Below are 19,528 nucleotides of genomic sequence, written 5' to 3' on the forward strand. Positions count from 1 at the left end.
TATCTTCCGTTTTATCTTCAAGAAAGGGCGCCCGGAACCGGCATGAAATGCATAAAAAAACGCTCTCCGATTTAGAGAGCGCTCCTATTATTTTTTGGCATTTTTTAGTTCTTTTTTTGTTTCTTTTTTTGATTCTTTTGTATCCTGCTGACGCTGCATAGCCTTCATCATTTGATTAATTTTCTTCTGTGAAGGGTTCTGCCCCATCTGCATCATCATAACCCGAAGCATCTGTTCGTTAATAGGCGGGTTTTTCTTTAGGTAATTCATCATTGTTTTTCTGGCAATAAAAAAGCCAAGCGCTGCTCCTGCGATTAAACACAGTACGCCGACGAGTACAAACCAAAGCCAATCCATTCCGGCACTTCCTCCTTCTATCTCTAGTGAACATCCTTCATTATCATCCGGGGATACTGTAAGGACCCCTAATATTATACCTTACTAACCGACGGATGAAAAGAGCATCACGTTGATTTGCTTTTATTTCCCTATTCGTAAAAAAGAAGCCTGGATCTTGTCCAGGCTTTGCTTTTTATTTTTGAAGCAGGTCTTTTACAATAGCTACTACGTTTTCGGTAGTAAATCCATACTCTGCCATAATTTTGTCTCCAGGTGCAGAAGCGCCGAATTCATCGATACCAAGTACCGCGCCTTCTGTGCCTACGTATTTATACCATGGCATTGTTGATCCCATTTCCATTCCGAGAGCCGGCACACCTTTTAACAGCACGCTGTCTTTGTAGCTTTGCGGCTGGCGGTCAAACGAAAGGAAATCAGGCATACTTACTACGTTTGCAGCAATGCCTTCCTGTTCAAGGGCTGCTTTGGCATCCACAGCCAGAGCTACTTCAGAGCCGGAAGCCAGCAGCTGGACGTCTGGAGAATCAACCGATTCCACGATATACGCGCCTTTTGCTACCCCTTCCTGCGCTCTTTCGCCGGAAGTAGAAAGGGTAGGAAGCCCTTGTCTTGTAAGGGAAAGAACGGTTGGTCCGCCCGTGCTCTCCAATGCTACTTTCCAGGCTGCAGATGTTTCGTTACCGTCAGCCGGACGGATAACATGAACGCCTGGTATTGCACGGAGAGCAGCGATCTGTTCTACCGGTTCGTGAGTAGGTCCGTCTTCTCCGACTGCAATACTGTCATGCGTGAACACATAAGTGACAGGCAGATTCATTAAGGCACTAAGACGAAGAGCCGGACGCAGGTAGTCGGAAAACACGAGGAACGTAGAAGCATATGGATGTACTCCGCCGTGCAGCTTAAGACCGTTTAGTGCGGAAGCCATCGCAAATTCTCTAACACCAAACCAGATATTACGTCCCTGGTAGTTGTCTTTTGTAAAATCTGTTTCTTCTTTAATAAGTGTTTTATTCGAAGAAGCCAAGTCAGCTGATCCCCCGAATAAAGATGGTACGTGTTTGGAAATTGCCTGAAGCGCATCACCTGATGCAGCGCGTGTGGCTACTTTTTCGTTCGTATAGGCCGGCAGTTCCTTTTCCCATCCTTCAGGAAGGTCTCCCTTAAGCGCTGTTATGAATTGCTCTGCGTCTTTAGGATGCTTTTTCTGGTAGTCTGCGAATAAGTCGTTCCATTCCTTTTCCTTGCGGGCGCCTTCTGCTTTTTTGTCGGCAAAAAAGGCCGTTACTTCCGCCGGTACATGGAATTCTTCTTCATATTCCCACTTGTACATTCCTTTAGCTAATGTAATCTCATCTGCACCAAGCGGGGCGCCGTGTGCTGCATTGGTGCCGCCTTTATTAGGAGAACCATAGCCGATTGTAGTTTTAACTTCAATCAAAGTTGGCTTGCCCGCCTGTTTTGCTTCTTCAATAGCTTCTTTGATAGCTTTCGTATCGTTGCCATCTTTTACAAGAATTGTGTGCCAGCCGTATGCATCATAACGCTGCATAACGTTTTCGGAAAACGACTGATGCAGATCGCCATCGAGGGAAATATCGTTGGAATCGTAAAGTACGATCAGGCGGTCCAGATTAAGATGACCGGCTAATGAAGCTGACTCTGCGCTGACGCCTTCCATAATATCTCCATCTCCGCATAGAACATATGTATAATGATCCACGAGCGGAAAGCTGCTTTTGTTGTAAGTGGCTGCCATATGGCGCTCTGCCATTGCCATACCGGTTGCCATCGCAAGTCCTTGTCCAAGAGGTCCTGTTGTTGCTTCAACACCTGGAGTGTGACCATATTCCGGGTGACCCGGTGTTTTACTTCCCCACTGCCTGAAATTTTGCAGTTCTTCCAGGGAAAGATCGTACCCTGTGAGGTGAAGCAGACTGTATAAAAGCATAGAGCCGTGACCGGCGGATAGTACAAAACGGTCGCGGTTAAACCATTCCGGGTTGCCGGGATTGTGGTTCATACATTCTGTCCATAAAGTAAAAGCCATTGGTGCGGCTCCCATAGGCAGACCTGGGTGACCGGAATTAGCCCTCTCAATGCTGTCGATAGATAATGTACGAATCGTATTAATAGCTAAGTTTTCTAATTGTGCTGTTGTTGTCTGCGCTGCCATAATCGTATTCTCCCCTTGTCTCTATTTAGTAATTAACGTCCATCCATGAGTAAATAATAAACGCTTTCTTTTTATTATACAAGAACCGGGGCAAAATACGTGGATTTTTTCTAAATCGTACCTGCTTTCTTTCTTTAAGCTGGTGTGATGGCAATTCTCATCGTCTTTTTCCTGCTTATCACCGGTTCATTACACGCTGAAAAGACCACTCTCTTATACTTGATCGAAAATGGTCTTTTGGAATCCACTGCCGGTCAGCAGTTTGTATATAAATATAATACCTGTTTCATTCAGTGAAGGATATATTCACTACTGCATTACCTGGAACGGTAAACTTTTCGTTCTTTCTTTGATCTGTCCAGCTTATCCGGGGTAACGTCTGCGCCTTCAGGATCTACTACTTTAACGGAATGAAGCTGATCTTTAAAAGAGGATCGGAAACTCTGCAGGTATTCTTCTCTCAGCTCGTGCTGTTCCAGACTTTCAGACTCCGACAAGCCGGTTGTCTTTGCGCGCTGGGACAGCTCGTTGATACGTGCAATTTTATCTTGGGATAACATGATATTCCCCCCTTTATGTTCGTATACATAAATATCCTTCTATATTAATGGTACTTATATACCCGCTTTTATGCAAACAGAACCATCTCTTTTAAAGAGGGATAGGAGGGTATAGAAGCTCATCAACGGCGCTCAGCCTTCACTATGACCGTTCATCTTCTTTTTTCATATGTTCCCGGTAACGCCTGTGGACCGTGGCTTTGGATACATCATATCCGAGCCCGCGGAGGGTGGCTGCAATGTCATAAAAAGGAAGATCGCGCTGACGGAGCCTGATGATTTCTTCTATCGGAACTTCTTTTTTTATACGTTCCCCCTGCCCTCTGTTTTTTAAATTTTTATCCGGCCTGTAGCCATTTTCCACCGCCCGCTTCATGCCGCGTTTAATTTTAAAATTATGAAGCTTCCGCTGGTGCTCCTCCACGATGGATAATATATCGATCAGCATGCTGTCAGATTCGGACAGTTCCAGCACCCCGTTTTCACGAACGGAGTAAATAGTAACACCACTCTTATGCAGAGCATGGAGTACGGCTACTTTGGCATGGCCTCTCCCCAGTCTCGTGTCATCCTGCACACACAAAATCGACGCCTTTCCTGCTGAAAAGTCGTCAAGTATTTCCAGCAGTCCTTCTCTTTCCATTGAATAACCGCTCTGTTCTTCTTTAATGGTTTTATAGATGGGCAGGTTGTTTCTCTTGGCAAGAGAGGTTAATTCCTCCACTTGACGCTCCAGAGATGTCTGCTGTTCTTTTTTTTCGGTACTGACTCTGCAGTAAATTATACACTTTTCCATCTTTCCACTTCACCTTCTGATTGCTTTGCTTAGTCGAGGTTGTAATTCACCCACTGATAGGATGTTAATTCCTGTTCGAGCTGAAGTTCTTCTTTTTCCTCCACCATATCGTCTTCATAGACAAAGCCGGTCTCTGAGGCCGGTGCATTTACCTGTACGGCTATAATTAAGAATAATATAGATGCTGCAAACAGTAATAATATCATCCATTCCTGTGTCGTTACATTCGATATTTTTGAAATCATTGTAATTCCCCCATTTTTAAGAATGTGTGTTCCCTTTTTTAAAAGTATAATAAGAACTTTTGTTCCCGTCAAGGAAAATTAGAACGGATGTTTGCATGTTCGTTTTATTCATGATACAATTTTTTAAAATAACATTACACGCACAGGAGGTGCCGGGACTTTGACTAAATTATCAAAAAGACAAGAGCAAATACTTGACTATATAAAAGGGGAAGTACGTCTAAAAGGCTATCCCCCGTCTGTCCGTGAAATCGGGGAGGCTGTGGGGCTTGCCTCCAGTTCTACGGTGCACGGCCATTTATCCAGGCTGGAAAGTAAAGGATTTATTCGACGCGACCCTACTAAGCCAAGAGCTATAGAAGTGCTGTCTTTTGAAGATGCACCGCCGGAAATATCTGAAAGTTCTGCTGTGTACGTGCCGATGCTCGGTAAAGTTACAGCCGGTGAACCAATAACCGCCATAGAAAACATAGAGGAATACATTCCCCTCCCGGAGCGTATGGTAGCAAATGAACACGAGAACGTGTTTGTGCTTACGATTCAAGGTGAAAGTATGATTGAAGCCGGAATATATGATAAGGACCTTGTTATTGTCAGGCAGCAGCAGACAGCCAACAACGGAGACATCATTGTGGCGATGACAGAGGAGCTTGAAGCTACTGTAAAGCGTTTTTACAGAGAAAGCGGCTATATCCGCCTGCAGCCTGAAAATGCTGCTATGGATCCTATTATTCTTGATGACTGTACCGTTCTAGGTAAAGTTATTGGTGTTTTCCGTACGATTCATTAATGATAAAAAGCGGCTGTCTTCGGAAAAGAAGACAGCCGCTTTTTGATTGGAAAGGTTTTGAAAAAAATTGTTGTGGTATACAAATATATAATATACTTCATTAAATTCAGCAGCAGTCATGGAAAGGAGAAATAAACAGTGCTCTATATTAAATGTCATTCATGTGGAACAGAAACAAAAGCAGAAGTACAGATGTCGGTTTCCGAACTAAGCAACGAGAACATCCAGGAGGAGTATCAAAACTGCCCTCACTGTGGAAGTCCTATTAAATTACTGGCAGAAGATATATATGAAAAATAAAGCGTCCAAATGGATGCTTTATTTTTTTGTCTTCATTTATTAATGTTCACCACTTAGCCATTTATTTCGCAGTTTTGTCACTTTTCAGCTATTGATTTCCTTTCTTTAATGCGGTTTAATAGGGTTAGGATAAACAACGCTCACTATTTCACAAGTTCACACTATACTACATTCAGGAGATGTTGATATGGCTCCCTCTTATATAATGGAACGAGTATTTAACAGCACACTATTTATCGGCGTGATTTCCGCCGTTCTTGCCAATTTAATTCTGATCGATATTCTCCACTTTCAGGGGGATCTCGCTCTTACTATACTTGTACTGGTGTTCATCTTTCTTATGGTATTCACAGCAGTAAAATCAATCTTTTTTCTGCTGCTGGATGTTGTAAGGCAATAAAAAAAGCGCTCCCCCTTCGGGAACGCTTTTTTTTATTCTTCTGTTTCCGGTTCTTTTACCGGCTTGGTGTCTTCTTTCAAGTTAAAACCGGTTAATTCTTCATAAGAAGTGGTACGGTAGGTTTCATAATGCTTTTCTACTTCTTTATCCACATCCTGCTGAGAGAGTACGTTATGACGTAGAATAAGATCCCATAAAATTTTGTTTCTTGCCTGCTCAATAGAGAGCTGGCTTGCTAGGTCCATAATCATATCTTCTGTATTTCTTCCGCTTACCATATTCATTCCATCCCCTTTCCGTATGCCATTATCCTACAGTATACCTTATCCTTCAAGGGTGAGTCCTTTTTCCGTTTATCCGTATATAAAATCTATCGTATGCCGGTGCTCAATGCGAACGGTCCGCATCAGCCCGCTCATCGGTTTGATATCGTGAGAAGCGGGAAAAGAACACTGAACCTGTTTAAATAGAAGGAGAGCGATATATATGGACGTTATTAAAAGATTTGTCGATCACCACTTGGAAAAGTACAAGGAAGGAAACACGTTTGAAGCTGATGACACATTCCGCAGGGATCAACAGGAAGCTGCCAAATCGATGGGCCTCGATCTTCAGGACCCTGCAGATGAACGATTGTTCCGCTCTTTTGAAAGCATGGTAAAAGATTATGCCAACGGAACAAATTCGTATGAAGAAATAGAGCGTAAAGCTGTTGAAATACAAAAGAAGTAATAATTGAAGCTCTCCTTATAGGGGAGCTTTTTTACTTTGTCACTTTTGTCACAACGGTATAATGCTCATCTGTATGTTTAATAACCTGCTGAATTTCCGCCTGCTGAAACTCTTCGGCATATTCCATCATTAATTTTTCGATTTCCACTGGAAGAAATCCCGCATCTTTCAAAAAAAGGTCGTGATACAGCTCTTCTGTCATTTTATCTCCCCACTTTCCTTTATTCTTATTATAATATAAAAAGATTTTCTCTTCACAATTTTTCATTCAAGCCGATATTTAGAAAAAGTAATAAAAATGCAACCTTTTTTAGGAATTATCGACTATAATAAAGTAAACTATTTACCATAATTATGAATCTATAGATACAGGAGGACTAACGTGAAAAAATTTATAGTAGGAATTGCTATAGCCGGCATTATGGGCGCTGTCACTTCCTGCGGCATTGCATAACAACTGCCTGGTTTCTGTCGTTCAGTCCGTATACTAGTTTCTGCTTACATAGGAAAAGAGCCTGTCCCTTTAAGGGGGCAGGCTCTTGGTTTATCACGTATTTGTTTCAGCTGCTGGAAATTTGTATAACCTTAGATGCTGCCTTTTTTCTTTTCCATGATACAGCCATTAAATAAACAGATTAATATTTGATTCTTCAGCTTCTGCCAGATATGAAGCTACACCCGCATAATCCAGTCCGTCAATCAGCTCTTCTTCCTTCAGCCCCATAACGTCCATGGACATCGTACAGGCTACCATTTTCACATCAAGATCCTGGGCCATTTCAATCATTTCTTTTAAAGAAGATACATTATGATTTTTCATCATTTTTTTCATCATCTTCGGTCCCATTCCACCAAAATTCATTTTGGACAGTGCTAATTTTTCCGGACCGCGCGGCATCATTTTTCCGAACATTTTCTCCATCATTGTTTTATCACTGCCGCTGATCACATTATCTTTTCGGAGCACATTTAATCCCCAGAAAGTAAAAAACATCGTTACGTTCTTTCCCATTGCTGCAGCTCCTGTGGCAATAATAAAACTGGCTATTGCTTTATCGAGGTCTCCGTCAAATACGACCATCGTTGTTCCATTTTTTGTTTCTTCCATTCTTCATTCTCCCCTTATCCTTTTTTTATCCAAAATGTATATTCGTTACCTGCTTCAGTCTGCTCCACTAATTCGTGGCCTGAGGACTTGGTCCATGCCGGGAGATCTGCTTTCGCTCCCTTATCTGTAGATATGATTTCGAGTACATCTCCTGCCTGAAGTTCATCCATTGCTTTTTTTGCTTTTACTACCGGCATTGGGCAGGCCAATCCTTTTGCATCTACTGTTTTTGTCACGTTCATATTAATCTCTCCTTTTTAGTTATGATACAGCGCAGCGGTTTGGTCCAATTTCCATTTCTGTTTGTTCCTCGGGCTCCGGCTGCACTCTTCCCATGTTTGTCTGACGGATTTCTTCATAAGCATTTGGCTGCAGAGGAAGGTTTTCCGTCACCATTTTGCGGAATATCTCCTCGTCTTCTACCTGCAGTCCGGCATTTTCTTTATACAGCACACGAAGCTTCTCCATTACTCGTCCCCGGTCATCCATTTCTTCTTTTTTCGAAAAATGAGCAGGAAGTACCAACAGGTCATCGTTCAGTGCCTGGTAGGTGACATAAAGAGATTCTCTCAAATCACCCACCCAGTCTTCTGCTTTTCCTGCGAGATCCGGACGTCCGATAGAATCGATAAAGAGAATATCGCCGGTAAGCAGGTAACGATTATCAACAATTAAAGAGGTACTCCCAATGGTATGGCCTGGGGAGTACAAAGCCTGGACAGCCACTTCTGTCTTTCCCGCCTGTAATACATCGTTATTGTTTAGAGGCTTGTAGGAAAACGTTACTTCTGCAGCATCGTCTTCCGGAATATAATACGCAGCTCCTGTTTTTTCAGCCAGTATTCTTCCCCCGGAAATATGATCGGCATGAAGATGCGTGTCCACTGCATACTTAAGAACGGCATTTTTTTGTTTTAGAAAATCTGTATATACATTTGTCAGACGCATTGGATCAATAACTATAGCTTCTCCTCCAGAGACGACCATATAGGACAGGCAGCCTTTTCCAATACGTACAAACTGATACAGCTCTCCGCCATCGTAAAGATCACCGATTTTTACCGGTTCCACATGTTCACTCCACGTCTTCATTCCGCCTTCCAGGTAGTAAACATCCCGGTTTGCAGCTTCTACCAGCTGCTCAGCCACGAATTTGGAAGATCCTTCTTTGGCACAGACTACTATGACTGGTTTGTCCGCTGGTATCCGTGGAAGAACAGATTCGACTCCTTCCAACAGATCGAAATACGGAATGTTTAATATCTCTACATTTTTTCCTTCTATCTGCCAATCTTTAAAGGCATCTTCGTTTCGGACATCTAAAATAAATAAATCCTTCTGGTTAATCACTATCTCTGCCAATTCGGCAGCTGTCATTGCTTTCATAGACATATGTGGTTCCTCCTTTATTTTTCCTCGGTCGGGCCGTTCCAGCCGCTCATTCCCGGTTTTACGTTCTGCACATTCGTAAACCCTTTTTCTTCCAGGGTGTAGGCTGCCATACTGCTTCTGTTGCCTGTGCGGCACACGACATATATTGCTTTTGAATCATCTAATTCCCCCGCTCTGGTTTCCAGCTCCCCTAGAGGAATCGAAACAGCTCCCGGTATATGTGAAAAGGAATATTCGGCAGGTTCTCTCACATCCAGTATTGTTATATTGTCTTTTTCAAGAGCCTCTTCGAGTTTTTCATTTGTCATTTCCTTCGGATAAGGTTTTGTTTCTTTCACTTCTTCAGGATTGGCTTTTCTTACATAATGCAGCAGTACCTCTCCTTCTTCTTTAGAACCGATGTATTCATGGCCTGTAGTCTTAGCCCAGCCTTTCATATCGGCTAAAGAGCCCCGGTCCGTTGCCTGCACTTCCATTACTTCTCCTGCATTAATTGAGTCCATCGCCTTTTTGGTTTTAACGATTGGCATTGGACATGCCAGCCCTTTTGCATCCACTACTAAATTTACATTCATTATTAGTCCTCCTTTTATACTCTATGGGGTATTAAAATAAACAAAAAAATAAACTCATACCCGTATGGGTATATTACCAAGTAAAAAAATAGCTGTCAACCTTTTATAATATATCCAGCCAGATTTTAATGGCTGTTCCTAGAATGAGTAAAGCGAGAAGCCATTGAAGATGCTTTGTATTCATCCGCTTGCCCGCCATCACCCCAAGCGGTGCAGCGATTAAACTTGCCGCGACCATCACAGCAGCCGGACCGATTAATACCTGGTCTGTAGCGATTTTTCCAATAGTAGCACCTATAGAGGAAATAAACGTAACAGCAAGCGATGTTGCAATCGTCATTCTTGTCGGGATTTTCAGTACCACGAGAAGAATCGGAACGAGGATAAATGCCCCGGCTGCACCGACAATGCCTGCTCCTATACCTACAAGAAAAGCGGAAACAGCGGCTGTCGGCTTGTTAAAGGTCACTTGATCGTTAGGCGTGTCGTCCTTTCCTTTTTTAGGAAGGAACATCATAATAACCGCGAGCGTTGCAAGAACCGCGTACACCATGTTCACACCGTCATTGCTCATATAATTAGAGCCGACAGCCCCGATCAAACTTCCCGCCAGAATGCTTGTCCCCATATAAAATATAAGAGATTTATTTAAATACCCTCCCTTTCTATAAGCCCAGACACCCCCTATGGTAGCGAAGAATACCTGCACGGCGCTGATACCGGCTACTTCATGAGCGGTAAATGCCGACAGACCGAGCAGAGGCGGAATATATAAAAGCATTGGATATTTAATGATAGATCCGCCTATTCCTACCATTCCGGAAACGAAAGAGCCGATAAATCCAATAAAAAATAACACAAAAATAAAAAACAATGTTAGTTCCACGATGAGCACCTCATCCATTTCTCTCTATTTACATTACCCCCACGGGTATATAAACGGCTAAAAATTTTTTTATTTGCTTTTTCCTAATAATTGAATAGCTTCCTGAACAAAATCAGCTGTATCTTCGCCTTTTTCAATTTGATCTCTAATGCACTGCTCCAGGTTTTCCGCTACAATAAATGAGATTGCCCGATCGATCGCTGATCTGGCTGCCGACAGCTGATACACAACGTCTTTACAGTCTTTCTCTTCATTCATCATACGCTGAACGCCTCTGACCTGGCCTTCCACGCGCTTCAGGCGGTTTTTCATTTCTGTTGAATAGTCCATATATACCTGCTTCCTTTCTTTCATGTTCTCTTTTAATACCTTACGGGGTATATTATATAACGTGTATTTTCTTTTCGTCAACTATTTATTCATTCTTTTTATTTATCTGCTTCGTTTTTGAAAAAAAGCCTGTCTACGGCGGTTTCTTTAGGAATCACCGTATTAACAGGGCTTCTACTTATGATATAGTGGAAAGAAACAACAGTACATAACATGGCTGCTGTTTTTCTTGTTAATCATCTCCTGCTGTACTCAACTTGTGGAGCCGGGAATAAAATCAGGAGGGTCTTGTCATATGAATAACTGGAAAGAGAACGTATCAAAAGACGCGCTGGAGCGCAACATCCAAAAAATCAAAGAAAAAAATGAAATTTCTGATGAAAAACTAACAGAATGCATTGATCATTTATTTGACTTATTTAACTCCGTTCGAGATGATATTAACGAACAGACGGAGGTACAGGTGAACTATTTCCGGGAATATTATGAAGCCTCTTTTACCTTCGATCAGGCTATTTTAAAAATCCGGATTGATACGACAAACCACCCTATGAGAAAAGCTGAAGCTTCTTTTTCTGTTTATATTGATGACGCTAACTTCAGCCTGGGACAGCCTAAATATGAAAATGCGTATCTGGTTGATACGGCGAACTGTTTCTGGTCAGCAGATCCGAACAGAAAAGTCGAATTTACAAAGGAAATGGCCGACTCGGTGTTTGAGCACATGCTCACCCCTTATATAGAAATGGAGTAATTCTTATATGCAGCGCAAAGCTTCTTGCTGCTGGAAATTGCAGAGATATCCCGATGACCGCACAGACGCGTCATCGGGATTTTTTCTTTTATTCGCTGCTTTTTATTTTCACGTTTACTTTAGCCCTGGGGCGGAAACTATAAAGTAATATGATGTTTGGGCTTCCTCATTATTTATGAGTCATAAAAGACCGCAGATGTTCATTACAACAACGGAAAATAACACACCAGGGGGTATAAAAATGAGACGAACAGGTTTAATGGCACTGGCTTTTAGTTTATTATTAGCAACAGCTGCCTGCGGCGGAGAAGAAGAGGCACCGGAGGACACACCGCCGGAAAACCCGGATGTTGACGAAGAAGTATAAACAACGTAACATTCAGGCGCTGCCTGTCCGGCAGAACCGCAGCAGATTTAAATACTAAAAAACCTACAGCCCCTTTGGCTGTAGGTTTTTTCTATCTATTAGTAAGTCTGTAGGAACTGATCTCTTTCCCATGGGTGAACCTGTGTGCGGAACATGTCCCACTCGATTTCTTTCGCTTCTGCGAAATGCTCGATTGCGTGTGGTCCAATAGCCGTTACAAGTACTTCATCTTCAAGAAGGCTGTTTACTGCCTCATTAAGGTCAGCTGGAAGATCTTCAATACCTTCCTGCTTACGCTCTTCTTTGTTCATGATATAAATGTTGCGGTCCGTTGGCTCTGGTGCAACAAGCTTACGCTTAATACCATCTAAACCGGAAGCCAGCATTGCTGCAATAGCAAGGTATGGGTTCGCAGATGGATCCGGGCTTCTTACTTCAATACGCGTGCTCAGGCCGCGGGATGAAGGAATACGGACAAGCGGGCTTCTGTTGCGTGCAGACCATGCTACATAAACCGGTGCTTCAAATCCAGGAACAAGACGCTTGTAAGAGTTAACAATTGGGTTCGTTAACGCTGTAAAGCCCTGTGCGTGCTCAAGGATACCAGACATAAACTGCATAGCTGTTTCGCTTAGCTGGGAGTCTGTTTTCTTGTCAAAGAACACGTTGTCTTTGCCTTTGAAAAGAGACATGTTCAAGTGCATACCAGAACCGTTTACACCAAAGAGCGGCTTAGGCATGAATGTTGCGTGAAGGCCGTGCTTTCTGGCGATTGTTTTTACAACAAGCTTAAACGTTTGAATGTTGTCGCATGTTGTAACGGCATCTGCATATTTAAAGTCGATTTCGTGCTGTCCTGGTGCCACTTCGTGGTGGGAAGCTTCGATTTCAAAGCCCATTTCTTCCAGTTCAAGTACGATATCACGACGGCAGTTTTCACCAAGATCCGTTGGAGCAAGGTCAAAGTATCCGCCTTTGTCGTTAAGCTCAAGCGTTGGCTCGCCTTTTTCATCATTTCTGAAAAGGAAGAACTCAGGCTCAGGTCCAATGTTAAAGTCAGTAAAGCCAAGCTGCTCTGCTTCTTTAAGTACACGCTTCAAAATACCGCGTGGGTCACCTGCGAAAGGCTTTGGCTCGTCTCCAGGCTTGCCCGGCTCGTAGATGTCGCAGATAAGGCGCGCTACTTTACCTTTTTCCGGTGTCCACGGGAAGATAACCCATGTATCCAGATCCGGGTATAAGTACATATCGGATTCCTCAATGCGGACAAATCCTTCGATAGAAGAACCGTCAAACATCATTTGATTGTCTAGTGCTTTTGTAAGCTGATCCACAGGAATCTCCACGTTCTTGATAATCCCCTGTAAATCTGTGAACTGCAAACGGATGAATTTTACATTTTCGTCATCTGCCATTTTCATGATATCTTTTTTCGAATAACTGTTAGCCATTTGTAGAAACTCCTCTCCTTCTTTGAACAAAAAATTATATAATCTTCTGCAGGGCAGAAGGTAAAACCGCTGTTCTAGTCAAAAAACCGTGATAGCTGCCCCTGGATTAGGGAAGTTCTTCCGTATTTGCCTGTGTACACCAGCTCATTTTTCAAATGACGCCTGAGCTCCAGGTCGGTAAGATCTCCGTCTCTTCTCATAGGGGGTCCAGCTGTTTTGGAAGTATTGTGCTCGCGCAGCAGAAAAATTTCCCGGATACCCTGAAGATTAACACCGCGTTCAAGCAGGCTTTTAATTTCAAGGAGACGGTCTACGTCATTAAAAGAGAACAGGCGCTGATTACCTTCTGTTCTGGAAGGAAAAACCAATCCGTATTCTTCATAATAACGAATCTGTCTGGCGGACAATTCCGTCAGCTTTTTGACAATACTAATGGGAAATAAAGGCATGTTTCTTCTAATATGATCATTCATCAGTAGGCCTCCTTCCCTAAGGAAGATATTTTCATCCTACCCGATGTTACTTTTATAGTCAAGTCCATGTGAGCTTTTTTCACATCAAAATTTTCTGAAAGTAAGAAATTTTATAGTAAAGAAGCTAAAAGTTCTTTCTCGAGCAGCCGGGTTACCGCATGTTCCACGGCGATTTTCACGTGGGAAAATGTCAGTCCGCCCTGAACGTAAGCCGTGTAGGGAGGACGTATCGGACCGTCCGCGCTTAGTTCAATGCTCGCCCCTTGTATAAACGTCCCCGCAGCCATAATCACGTCTGATGTATACCCCGGCATGTAGGCCGGCTGTGGTATGACGCGTGCGTCTACTGGTGAGGCTTCCTGAATTGCCTGGCAGAACGTAACCATCTGTTCTTTGGAGGCAAACGTAACCGACTGAATCAGGTCCGTACGTTTTTCTGTATACGAAGGCGTGGTCTGCAGTCCGGACTCCTCCAGGAGAGCAGCTGTATACAGAGAGCCTTTCAGTGCTTCGCCTACTACGTGAGGCGCGAGGAAAAGCCCCTGGAACATTTCCTGCAGGCTGTACAGCGTCGGCCCGCCTTCCATGCCTATACCCGGAGCGGCAAATCTTGATGCCGCTTTTTCAATCAAATCTTTCCGGCCTGCAATATAACCGCCCGTTTTCACAATACCGCCGCCGGGATTTTTAATAAGAGACCCTGCCATTAAATCGGCTCCGGCATGGCCTGGTTCGCTCGTTTCGGTAAACTCCCCGTAACAGTTATCTACAAACACAATAACGTCCGGCACTTTTTGCTTAATGGCTGCTATGACCTGGTTCATTTTTTCCATCGGAACAGATTCGCGTTCAGCGTAGCCTCGCGACCGCTGAATTGCAATAACCTTTGTCGCTTCGGTTACGTGGGAAAGAATACGGTCGGCAGAAAGCTCTTCGCCTACTTCATAGGGAGATTCCTTATACGTAATCCCCCATTCCTGAAGGGTCCCTTCCGCTTCTCCTTCGATTCCAATAACGGTCCGCAGCGTATCGTATGGCATGCCTGTAGCATACAGCAGCTCATCTCCGGGCCGCAGCACCCCAAATAATGCCGCAGTAATAGCATGCGTGCCGGAAATAAACTGGGAGCGCACAAACGCCGTCTCCGTTCCAAATACGCCTGCATACAGGCTGTCAAGCTTTTCCCGTCCCAGGTCGTCGTACCCGTACCCGGTGGATGGAGTAAAATGAAAGGCTCCCACGTTGTGTTCGCGGAACAGCGTAAGAAGTCTTTCTGTATTTCTATCGGTCGTTTCATCTATTTCCTCGGTGTACAATGCAATATTCTGCCGGGCTTTTCTTTTCCAGCCGCCCAGCTGTTCTTGTGTATCCTGCACGTTCATTCCCTGCCTTTATTCTGTCGTTTTATATTTTTTTATAATGCCGTTCACCGGATGATCGATGGGCGCAAACCCTTCCCATACGAGCATGTTTTCTTTTTCTATTAACGTTTCTTTCTTTAGAATAGTACTTTCGTAAAGACTCGATAAGTCTTTTCCTTCCCACATCGGGATGCGGATTTTATGAAACTGCATCTGCTCTTTTAAAACGTCTTCCATCGCTTCACGAAGACGCTCAATGTCTGCATCGTCGCGGGCCGATATCCGGATGGACGGACTGTTTTCTCCGGTAAGAAGCTCGGTGTCTGTCACCTGATCTATTTTGTTATAGATGGTAAGAACGGGAATCGCTCCGGCATCAAGCTCCGTGAGAAGCTTATCGACTGTTTTCATGTGCTGGTGGCAGTCCGGATGGGATGCATCTACGACATGAAGCAGCACGTCGGCTTCTTTTACTTCTTCAAGGGTGGAGCGGAAAGCGGCAATCAGCGTAGTCGGCAGATCTTCAATAAATCCAACTGTATCCGTAATCAACACAGACAGTCCGGACGGAATATCCATTTTCCGTGTCAACGGGTCAAGCGTGGCAAATAATTCATCTTTTTCCATCGTATCTGCCTGCGTCAATTTGTTAATAATGGTTGATTTGCCGGCGTTTGTATAGCCTACGAGAGCGTACTGGATCGCGTAGTTATTTTTCCGCTGTTTACGGTAGCCTTCGCGGTGGGAAATCATTTCTTTTAATTGCGATTTCAAATCGTCCATTCGTTTTTGAATGTGGCGGCGGTCGGTTTCCAGCTTTGTTTCACCCGGACCTCTCGTACCAATACCACCTCCGAGACGGGACATCATCTGCCCCTGTCCGGAGAGGCGCGGCAGAAGATAAGACATCTGGGCCAGTTCAACCTGGATAATACCCTCTTTCGTACGTGCACGGCGGGCAAAGATATCCAGAATAAGCTGCGTGCGGTCCATTACTTTGCGGTCGAGCTCATCGGTTAAATGTTTAACTTGACTGGAAGACAATTCGTCATTAAAAATGATAGTATCTACATTCAGCTCTTCCGCTTTTTCATAAAGCTCTTCTATCTTACCTTTACCAAGATAAGTAGAACGGTGCGGGGAATATCTTTCCTGGGTAAACAATTCAACAACCGTGCCGCCAGCTGTGTCGACGAGCGCTCTTAATTCTTCAATAGAAGCGTCAAATCTTGAATCTTTGCGGCTCTTATCAATAATACCTACAATAATTACATCTTCTTTCAATGAAAAAGCCTCCTTGGTATATATTCGTTTATTTAAAAGAAAGGATCCTGCCCTATGGCTCATGAAGCATTGTTAACGGAACCAACAGACGTCACTTTATTTTTGGATTACCTCGCTTCACGGGGGAGAAAGGAAAGTACGATCCGGCGCTACCGGTATGATCTTCAGGATTTTTACGCCTTTGTCTCCGTGGAACTGGAGGAGGATCGTCCGCCTGCTTCAAAGCGAATCCCCCCTTCGCTTCTCGAAGGGTATTTTTCCCTGCTCGCTGAGGGCAGGCATTACCATGCCAAGACGATCAAGCGAATTCACACCGTGCTGCTTCGTTACTTTTCGTTTCTTCACAGCACACAGCGTATCGCTTCCAATCCAATGACAGGTATTACAGCGGAAGAAGCGGTGACAGAACGCCTGCAGGAAAAAGACCTCGTTTTTCCTGCCGAAGTGAAAAAATTGTTTCATTCGCTTCGTTCCGATGCCGGCCTCTCCGCCCGTCAGGCCGCCGTTCGTCCAATGCTTGCCCCAAGAAACCTGTTGATGATTCAGCTTTTCCTGCAGCACGGACTTCGGCTTCAGGAGCTTTCCACACTTACTTACCGCCAGGTTAATCTGGGAAAAGGGGAGCTTGCAATTTCGGAATTCACCGGCAATCCCAGAATTGTACAGCTGTCAGCTGCTGAGAAAAAGCTTTTTTTCCAGTACTTTCAGCTGATTCCGGAGCCGGTGCGGCCCTCTTATCCCCATCATCCTGTATTTGTCGCCTTTGACTTCCAGCGCCAGACGTACCGCTGGAGTTATGAAAATGATGCCCCGAAAAATCTGACGGAGGTCGCTATACAGAAAATGCTGCGTGAAGAACGCCGCCGGGCAGGCATTGACCGGTCCTTTTCTGCAAAGCATTTCCGGAACACCTATATAGTGAATGAATTGAAAAAAGGCATTAGTCCCGAACATATGAAAGAAACGCTTGGCCTGCAGTCTATTCTAACATTAAACAAGTACATTTCCTTTGTAAATCAGGCAGACAGCTAAAAAAAGAAGGTCCCCATCAGCCGGGGGCCTTCTTTTGTGTTTAGGATTCATCCGTATCAGGGGTAGTCTGAAGCGGCACATTGCGCTGCGGCGAAAATGTAGAAATAGCATGCTTATACACCAGCTGCTGTTTGCCGTCGCTGTCCAGAACAATGGTAAAATTATCAAATGCTTTAATGTGGCCTCTGAGTTGAAATCCATTCGTTAAAAATACCGTCACTGGAATTTTGTCTTTTCGGAGCGTATTTAAGTATTGGTCCTGAATATTAACATGTTTCATCGTCTGGATCTCCCCTCTGCTTTCTTCCTGCTTGTATACCTTTCGACAGAGGCTGCCTGATTCCTTCAAGATACGAAAGAAGTTTTGCCTGTTTTGAAGCGGTGGAAGTATCTGTCATATTCATCCATTCCACATCTTCTTTATTCCGAAACCAAGTCAGCTGTCTTTTTGCATAATTTCTTGAGTGCTGTTTTAACGTATCGAGTGCCTGCTCGAGCGTAGACTCCTGTCGCAGGTAAGGAAACAGCTCCTTGTACCCAATCGCCTGCGCTGCCTGTACATCCGGTCCCGCATGTTCGAGCAGCCACCGTGCTTCTTCGATCAGACCGGCATCCGCCATCTGATCGACCCTGTCATTAATACGTTTATAAAGGACGTCTCTTTGTATATCCAGACCGATCATCCGGACCGTATAAGGACTTTCTGCTTCTTCCTGTTCAGAAAAAGATTTTGTGCGGCCGCCCTGCTGCTTTAAAATTTCCAGCGCGCGAATCACGCGTCGGGTATTATTTGGGTGAATACGCTCTGCGGCTGCACTGTCCTGAAAACGAAGCTGCTCATGCAGCCGCTCTTTTCCGTGTTCAGCAAGCTGCCTTTCCAGCTCCGCCCTGTATTCGGGATCTGATTCGCTCTGCTGAAAATCAAAATTTCTCGTCAGGGCACGGATGTAGAGGCCGGTTCCTCCGACGATGACAGGAACTTTCCCCCGGCGGATGATGTCTTCAATCCACCCCGCTGCCCGGTTTTTAAAATCTGCTGCCGTGTACGCCTCATGAATTGTTTTTATATCGATGCCATGGTGCTGCACGGCATTTCTTTCTGCAGGGGAAGCTTTGGCAGTGCCGATATCGAGACCCTGATAGGCCTGCATCGAATCACCGCTGATGATTTCTCCGCCGAGTTGTTCCGCTATCATCATACCTGCTTCTGTTTTTCCCGACGCAGTGGGCCCGACAATAATAATTATTTCTTGTTTCATCATCGTTTAAACGTCCTTTTCCAATATGCCATAAGCAAACGCTGCATGGCTTTTTTTCCTGACCGCTTCCGGAAAGGTATTCCAAACCGGACTTCTGGTGTGCTCTTTAAACACGACTCTCTTCCGGCAGACCCGGAGCGCCTCCCGGACGTCCGCAGCCTGAAGACCGCCATAGCTTGCAGCCTCTCTCAGCGGCTCCATAGAGGACGATTCAGCTAATGCTTCATGAAACATCGGATCGAAGTATACAACATCCCATGAAGCTGCAGGAGCTTCCCGCAGCCACTCTGAATAGTCTGCATGCACCGTGTTTACCCGCTCCATCGCTTCATTCAATAACACATCCGACTGCTTCCATTGCTGCAGCCCTTTTTTTACTACTTCTTCGATCTCTTTTGTTTTCTCCAGTGCCTGCACCTGGCCTGTCTTTCCTGTTGCAGCACTCAGAACAATGCTGTCCGAGCCGAGACCGAGAGTACAGTCCAGCACGCTCATTCCCTCTGAAATGCCGGCGGCTTCGACCAGCGGATCCCTGCCTCCATCCATGACGCGCTTCGCCCGGAGTTTTGCCATGCTTGGATGAAAAAAGAAGCCGTTTCTGCTGTGGGGGGGATAAAACATGTCCGCCTCATCACCCGCTACATAAATAGCTTCCCCTGTTTCAAGAAGCCATTTTTTTATCGAGCGTTTATTCCGCTGCTGGTAGGAGGCCTCCCAGCGGACCGCAAGCGCTTCGGCTTTCTGCGCAGTGATGGCCCCGGCGGCTTTAGTTGTCGTTATAATCATACTGTATGTCGCCTGCCTGTCTATTTAAACGTGAAAAAAGCGCCGTTTCGGCGCTTTTAGTTATCGGACTGTGACCGTTTCAAAAAGTAATACGCCATGATGACACTTACT

General features: G+C 44.5%; 27 protein-coding genes. 7 read left to right on the top strand and 20 right to left on the bottom strand.

The genetic code is table 11. The features are described from left to right. Positions 1-87: 87 nt before the first annotated feature. The 5 genes from ATL39_RS04830 to ATL39_RS04850 all read right to left on the bottom strand — a co-directional run bounded on the left by ATL39_RS04830 (position 88) and on the right by ATL39_RS04850 (position 4,137). The gene (locus tag ATL39_RS04830) at positions 88-357 is read right to left on the bottom strand and encodes a YneF family protein (protein ID WP_120192169.1); all 270 of its coding nucleotides are present in this window, start codon (positions 355-357) and stop codon (positions 88-90) included. Between the two features lie 175 nt (positions 358-532). Then, positions 533-2,536 (bottom strand): transketolase, encoded by a 2,004-nt coding sequence (tkt, locus tag ATL39_RS04835; protein ID WP_120192170.1) that lies wholly within the window; start codon positions 2,534-2,536, stop codon positions 533-535. A gap of 317 nt (positions 2,537-2,853) precedes the next feature. Continuing rightward, positions 2,854-3,096, bottom strand: a complete 243-nt coding sequence (locus ATL39_RS04840) for a DUF896 domain-containing protein (RefSeq protein ID WP_120192171.1) — start codon at positions 3,094-3,096, stop codon at positions 2,854-2,856. A gap of 142 nt (positions 3,097-3,238) precedes the next feature. Further along, the gene (locus ATL39_RS04845) at positions 3,239-3,892 is read right to left on the bottom strand and encodes a YneB family resolvase-like protein (protein ID WP_120192172.1); all 654 of its coding nucleotides are present in this window, start codon (positions 3,890-3,892) and stop codon (positions 3,239-3,241) included. 29 nt (positions 3,893-3,921) lie between these two features. Next, positions 3,922-4,137 (bottom strand): hypothetical protein, encoded by a 216-nt coding sequence (locus tag ATL39_RS04850; RefSeq protein ID WP_120192173.1) that lies wholly within the window; start codon positions 4,135-4,137, stop codon positions 3,922-3,924. A 160-nt stretch (positions 4,138-4,297) separates the two neighbouring features. On the opposite strand from ATL39_RS04850, the gene lexA reads away from it, so the two are divergent. The 3 genes from lexA (at position 4,298) to ATL39_RS04860 (ending at position 5,627) form a co-directional block, all read left to right on the top strand. Then, positions 4,298-4,927: a transcriptional repressor LexA gene (gene lexA / locus ATL39_RS04855; RefSeq protein WP_120192174.1), complete on the top strand. Its 630-nt coding sequence runs from the start codon at positions 4,298-4,300 to the stop codon at positions 4,925-4,927. Positions 4,928-5,065: 138 nt separating this feature from the next. Then, positions 5,066-5,227 carry a hypothetical protein gene (locus tag ATL39_RS17375; protein ID WP_170146839.1) on the top strand — a complete coding sequence of 54 codons (162 nt, stop codon included), beginning with the start codon at positions 5,066-5,068 and terminating at the stop codon, positions 5,225-5,227. A gap of 187 nt (positions 5,228-5,414) precedes the next feature. Next, complete coding sequence (locus tag ATL39_RS04860) at positions 5,415-5,627, top strand: hypothetical protein (RefSeq protein ID WP_120192175.1); 213 nt, start codon at positions 5,415-5,417, stop codon at positions 5,625-5,627. Between the two features lie 32 nt (positions 5,628-5,659). Here the strand turns inward: ATL39_RS04860 and ATL39_RS04865 are convergent, their stop codons facing one another. Continuing rightward, entirely contained in the window at positions 5,660-5,911 is a 252-nt protein-coding gene (locus ATL39_RS04865) for a hypothetical protein (protein WP_147419334.1), read from the bottom strand. 202 nt (positions 5,912-6,113) lie between these two features. Here ATL39_RS04865 and ATL39_RS04870 point away from each other — a divergent pair, with 202 nt between their 5' ends. After that, a complete protein-coding gene (locus ATL39_RS04870; protein ID WP_120192177.1) occupies positions 6,114-6,359 on the top strand; it encodes a hypothetical protein in 246 nt (81 codons plus the stop codon). A gap of 31 nt (positions 6,360-6,390) precedes the next feature. Here the strand turns inward: ATL39_RS04870 and ATL39_RS17380 are convergent, their stop codons facing one another. From ATL39_RS17380 to ATL39_RS04900, 7 genes are all read right to left on the bottom strand, one after another. Beyond that, positions 6,391-6,561 carry a hypothetical protein gene (locus ATL39_RS17380; protein ID WP_170146840.1) on the bottom strand — a complete coding sequence of 57 codons (171 nt, stop codon included), beginning with the start codon at positions 6,559-6,561 and terminating at the stop codon, positions 6,391-6,393. 420 nt (positions 6,562-6,981) lie between these two features. Beyond that, positions 6,982-7,467: a DsrE/DsrF/DrsH-like family protein gene (locus ATL39_RS04875; protein WP_120192178.1), complete on the bottom strand. Its 486-nt coding sequence runs from the start codon at positions 7,465-7,467 to the stop codon at positions 6,982-6,984. Positions 7,468-7,481: 14 nt separating this feature from the next. Beyond that, entirely contained in the window at positions 7,482-7,709 is a 228-nt protein-coding gene (locus ATL39_RS04880; RefSeq protein WP_120192179.1) for a sulfurtransferase TusA family protein, read from the bottom strand. Between the two features lie 19 nt (positions 7,710-7,728). Beyond that, a complete protein-coding gene (locus ATL39_RS04885; RefSeq protein WP_120192180.1) occupies positions 7,729-8,859 on the bottom strand; it encodes an MBL fold metallo-hydrolase in 1,131 nt (376 codons plus the stop codon). Positions 8,860-8,873: 14 nt separating this feature from the next. Beyond that, positions 8,874-9,434 carry a sulfurtransferase TusA family protein gene (locus tag ATL39_RS04890; RefSeq protein ID WP_120192181.1) on the bottom strand — a complete coding sequence of 187 codons (561 nt, stop codon included), beginning with the start codon at positions 9,432-9,434 and terminating at the stop codon, positions 8,874-8,876. Positions 9,435-9,537: 103 nt separating this feature from the next. Next, positions 9,538-10,320, bottom strand: a complete 783-nt coding sequence (locus tag ATL39_RS04895; protein WP_245960923.1) for a sulfite exporter TauE/SafE family protein — start codon at positions 10,318-10,320, stop codon at positions 9,538-9,540. A gap of 69 nt (positions 10,321-10,389) precedes the next feature. After that, positions 10,390-10,650, bottom strand: a complete 261-nt coding sequence (locus ATL39_RS04900; RefSeq protein ID WP_120192183.1) for a metal-sensitive transcriptional regulator — start codon at positions 10,648-10,650, stop codon at positions 10,390-10,392. Positions 10,651-10,945: 295 nt separating this feature from the next. Between ATL39_RS04900 and ATL39_RS04905 the strand changes: the two genes are divergently transcribed. Both ATL39_RS04905 and ATL39_RS17610 read left to right on the top strand, forming a co-directional pair. After that, the gene (locus ATL39_RS04905; protein WP_120192184.1) at positions 10,946-11,404 is read left to right on the top strand and encodes a hypothetical protein; all 459 of its coding nucleotides are present in this window, start codon (positions 10,946-10,948) and stop codon (positions 11,402-11,404) included. A 241-nt stretch (positions 11,405-11,645) separates the two neighbouring features. Continuing rightward, entirely contained in the window at positions 11,646-11,771 is a 126-nt protein-coding gene (locus ATL39_RS17610; RefSeq protein ID WP_256497910.1) for a hypothetical protein, read from the top strand. 98 nt (positions 11,772-11,869) lie between these two features. On the opposite strand, the gene glnA is transcribed toward ATL39_RS17610, so the two are convergent. The 4 genes from glnA to hflX form a co-directional block, all read right to left on the bottom strand. Beyond that, positions 11,870-13,222, bottom strand: a complete 1,353-nt coding sequence (glnA, locus tag ATL39_RS04910) for a type I glutamate--ammonia ligase (RefSeq protein ID WP_120192185.1) — start codon at positions 13,220-13,222, stop codon at positions 11,870-11,872. A gap of 74 nt (positions 13,223-13,296) precedes the next feature. Beyond that, the gene (locus ATL39_RS04915) at positions 13,297-13,695 is read right to left on the bottom strand and encodes a MerR family transcriptional regulator (protein ID WP_120192186.1); all 399 of its coding nucleotides are present in this window, start codon (positions 13,693-13,695) and stop codon (positions 13,297-13,299) included. Between the two features lie 110 nt (positions 13,696-13,805). Then, the gene (locus tag ATL39_RS04920; protein WP_281270881.1) at positions 13,806-15,071 is read right to left on the bottom strand and encodes a methionine gamma-lyase family protein; all 1,266 of its coding nucleotides are present in this window, start codon (positions 15,069-15,071) and stop codon (positions 13,806-13,808) included. A 15-nt stretch (positions 15,072-15,086) separates the two neighbouring features. Continuing rightward, a complete protein-coding gene (gene hflX, locus ATL39_RS04925) occupies positions 15,087-16,403 on the bottom strand; it encodes a GTPase HflX (protein WP_120192188.1) in 1,317 nt (438 codons plus the stop codon). Between hflX and ATL39_RS04930 the strand changes: the two genes are divergently transcribed. Then, positions 16,395-17,372 (top strand): tyrosine-type recombinase/integrase, encoded by a 978-nt coding sequence (locus ATL39_RS04930; RefSeq protein ID WP_120192189.1) that lies wholly within the window; start codon positions 16,395-16,397, stop codon positions 17,370-17,372. The genes hflX and ATL39_RS04930 overlap by 9 nt on opposite strands. 40 nt (positions 17,373-17,412) lie before the next feature. On the opposite strand, the gene hfq is transcribed toward ATL39_RS04930, so the two are convergent. From hfq to ATL39_RS04945, 3 genes are read right to left on the bottom strand one after another with little or no spacing between them, the layout of a single operon-like run. Next, entirely contained in the window at positions 17,413-17,652 is a 240-nt protein-coding gene (gene hfq / locus ATL39_RS04935; protein ID WP_120192190.1) for an RNA chaperone Hfq, read from the bottom strand. Next, the gene (gene miaA, locus ATL39_RS04940) at positions 17,639-18,634 is read right to left on the bottom strand and encodes a tRNA (adenosine(37)-N6)-dimethylallyltransferase MiaA (protein ID WP_120192191.1); all 996 of its coding nucleotides are present in this window, start codon (positions 18,632-18,634) and stop codon (positions 17,639-17,641) included. Before miaA ends, hfq begins: the two co-directional genes overlap by 14 nt. Positions 18,635-18,637: 3 nt before the next feature. After that, positions 18,638-19,417 carry a class I SAM-dependent methyltransferase gene (locus ATL39_RS04945; protein WP_120192192.1) on the bottom strand — a complete coding sequence of 260 codons (780 nt, stop codon included), beginning with the start codon at positions 19,415-19,417 and terminating at the stop codon, positions 18,638-18,640. Between the last annotated feature and the right edge of the window lie 111 nt (positions 19,418-19,528).

Origin of the sequence: Sinobaca qinghaiensis, assembly GCF_003610495.1 — a bacterium.
Lineage (GTDB): Bacteria > Bacillota > Bacilli > Bacillales > Marinococcaceae > Sinobaca > Sinobaca qinghaiensis.

Bases quoted from the DNA above. Each gene is read 5' to 3' on its own strand.
- tkt (WP_120192170.1), bottom strand. From the start codon at position 2,536: ATGGCAGCGCAGACAACAACAGCACAATTAGAAAACTTAGCTATTAAT.
- ATL39_RS04850 (WP_120192173.1), bottom strand. From the start codon at position 4,137: ATGATTTCAAAAATATCGAATGTAACGACACAGGAATGGATGATATTA.
- ATL39_RS04945 (WP_120192192.1), bottom strand. From the start codon at position 19,417: ATGATTATAACGACAACTAAAGCCGCCGGGGCCATCACTGCGCAGAAA.
- ATL39_RS04915 (WP_120192186.1), bottom strand. From the start codon at position 13,695: ATGAATGATCATATTAGAAGAAACATGCCTTTATTTCCCATTAGTATT.
- ATL39_RS04880 (WP_120192179.1), bottom strand. From the start codon at position 7,709: ATGAACGTGACAAAAACAGTAGATGCAAAAGGATTGGCCTGCCCAATG.
- hfq (WP_120192190.1), bottom strand. From the start codon at position 17,652: ATGAAACATGTTAATATTCAGGACCAATACTTAAATACGCTCCGAAAA.
- ATL39_RS04905 (WP_120192184.1), top strand. From the start codon at position 10,946: ATGAATAACTGGAAAGAGAACGTATCAAAAGACGCGCTGGAGCGCAAC.
- ATL39_RS04930 (WP_120192189.1), top strand. From the start codon at position 16,395: ATGGCTCATGAAGCATTGTTAACGGAACCAACAGACGTCACTTTATTT.
- ATL39_RS04875 (WP_120192178.1), bottom strand. From the start codon at position 7,467: ATGGAAGAAACAAAAAATGGAACAACGATGGTCGTATTTGACGGAGAC.
- ATL39_RS04890 (WP_120192181.1), bottom strand. From the start codon at position 9,434: ATGAATGTAAATTTAGTAGTGGATGCAAAAGGGCTGGCATGTCCAATG.
- ATL39_RS04830 (WP_120192169.1), bottom strand. From the start codon at position 357: ATGGATTGGCTTTGGTTTGTACTCGTCGGCGTACTGTGTTTAATCGCA.
- ATL39_RS04865 (WP_147419334.1), bottom strand. From the start codon at position 5,911: ATGAATATGGTAAGCGGAAGAAATACAGAAGATATGATTATGGACCTA.
- miaA (WP_120192191.1), bottom strand. From the start codon at position 18,634: ATGATGAAACAAGAAATAATTATTATTGTCGGGCCCACTGCGTCGGGA.
- ATL39_RS17610 (WP_256497910.1), top strand. From the start codon at position 11,646: ATGAGACGAACAGGTTTAATGGCACTGGCTTTTAGTTTATTATTAGCA.
- ATL39_RS04885 (WP_120192180.1), bottom strand. From the start codon at position 8,859: ATGTCTATGAAAGCAATGACAGCTGCCGAATTGGCAGAGATAGTGATT.
- ATL39_RS04860 (WP_120192175.1), top strand. From the start codon at position 5,415: ATGGCTCCCTCTTATATAATGGAACGAGTATTTAACAGCACACTATTT.
- ATL39_RS04845 (WP_120192172.1), bottom strand. From the start codon at position 3,892: ATGGAAAAGTGTATAATTTACTGCAGAGTCAGTACCGAAAAAAAAGAA.
- ATL39_RS04840 (WP_120192171.1), bottom strand. From the start codon at position 3,096: ATGTTATCCCAAGATAAAATTGCACGTATCAACGAGCTGTCCCAGCGC.
- ATL39_RS17380 (WP_170146840.1), bottom strand. From the start codon at position 6,561: ATGACAGAAGAGCTGTATCACGACCTTTTTTTGAAAGATGCGGGATTT.
- glnA (WP_120192185.1), bottom strand. From the start codon at position 13,222: ATGGCTAACAGTTATTCGAAAAAAGATATCATGAAAATGGCAGATGAC.
- ATL39_RS04870 (WP_120192177.1), top strand. From the start codon at position 6,114: ATGGACGTTATTAAAAGATTTGTCGATCACCACTTGGAAAAGTACAAG.
- hflX (WP_120192188.1), bottom strand. From the start codon at position 16,403: ATGAGCCATAGGGCAGGATCCTTTCTTTTAAATAAACGAATATATACC.
- ATL39_RS04900 (WP_120192183.1), bottom strand. From the start codon at position 10,650: ATGGACTATTCAACAGAAATGAAAAACCGCCTGAAGCGCGTGGAAGGC.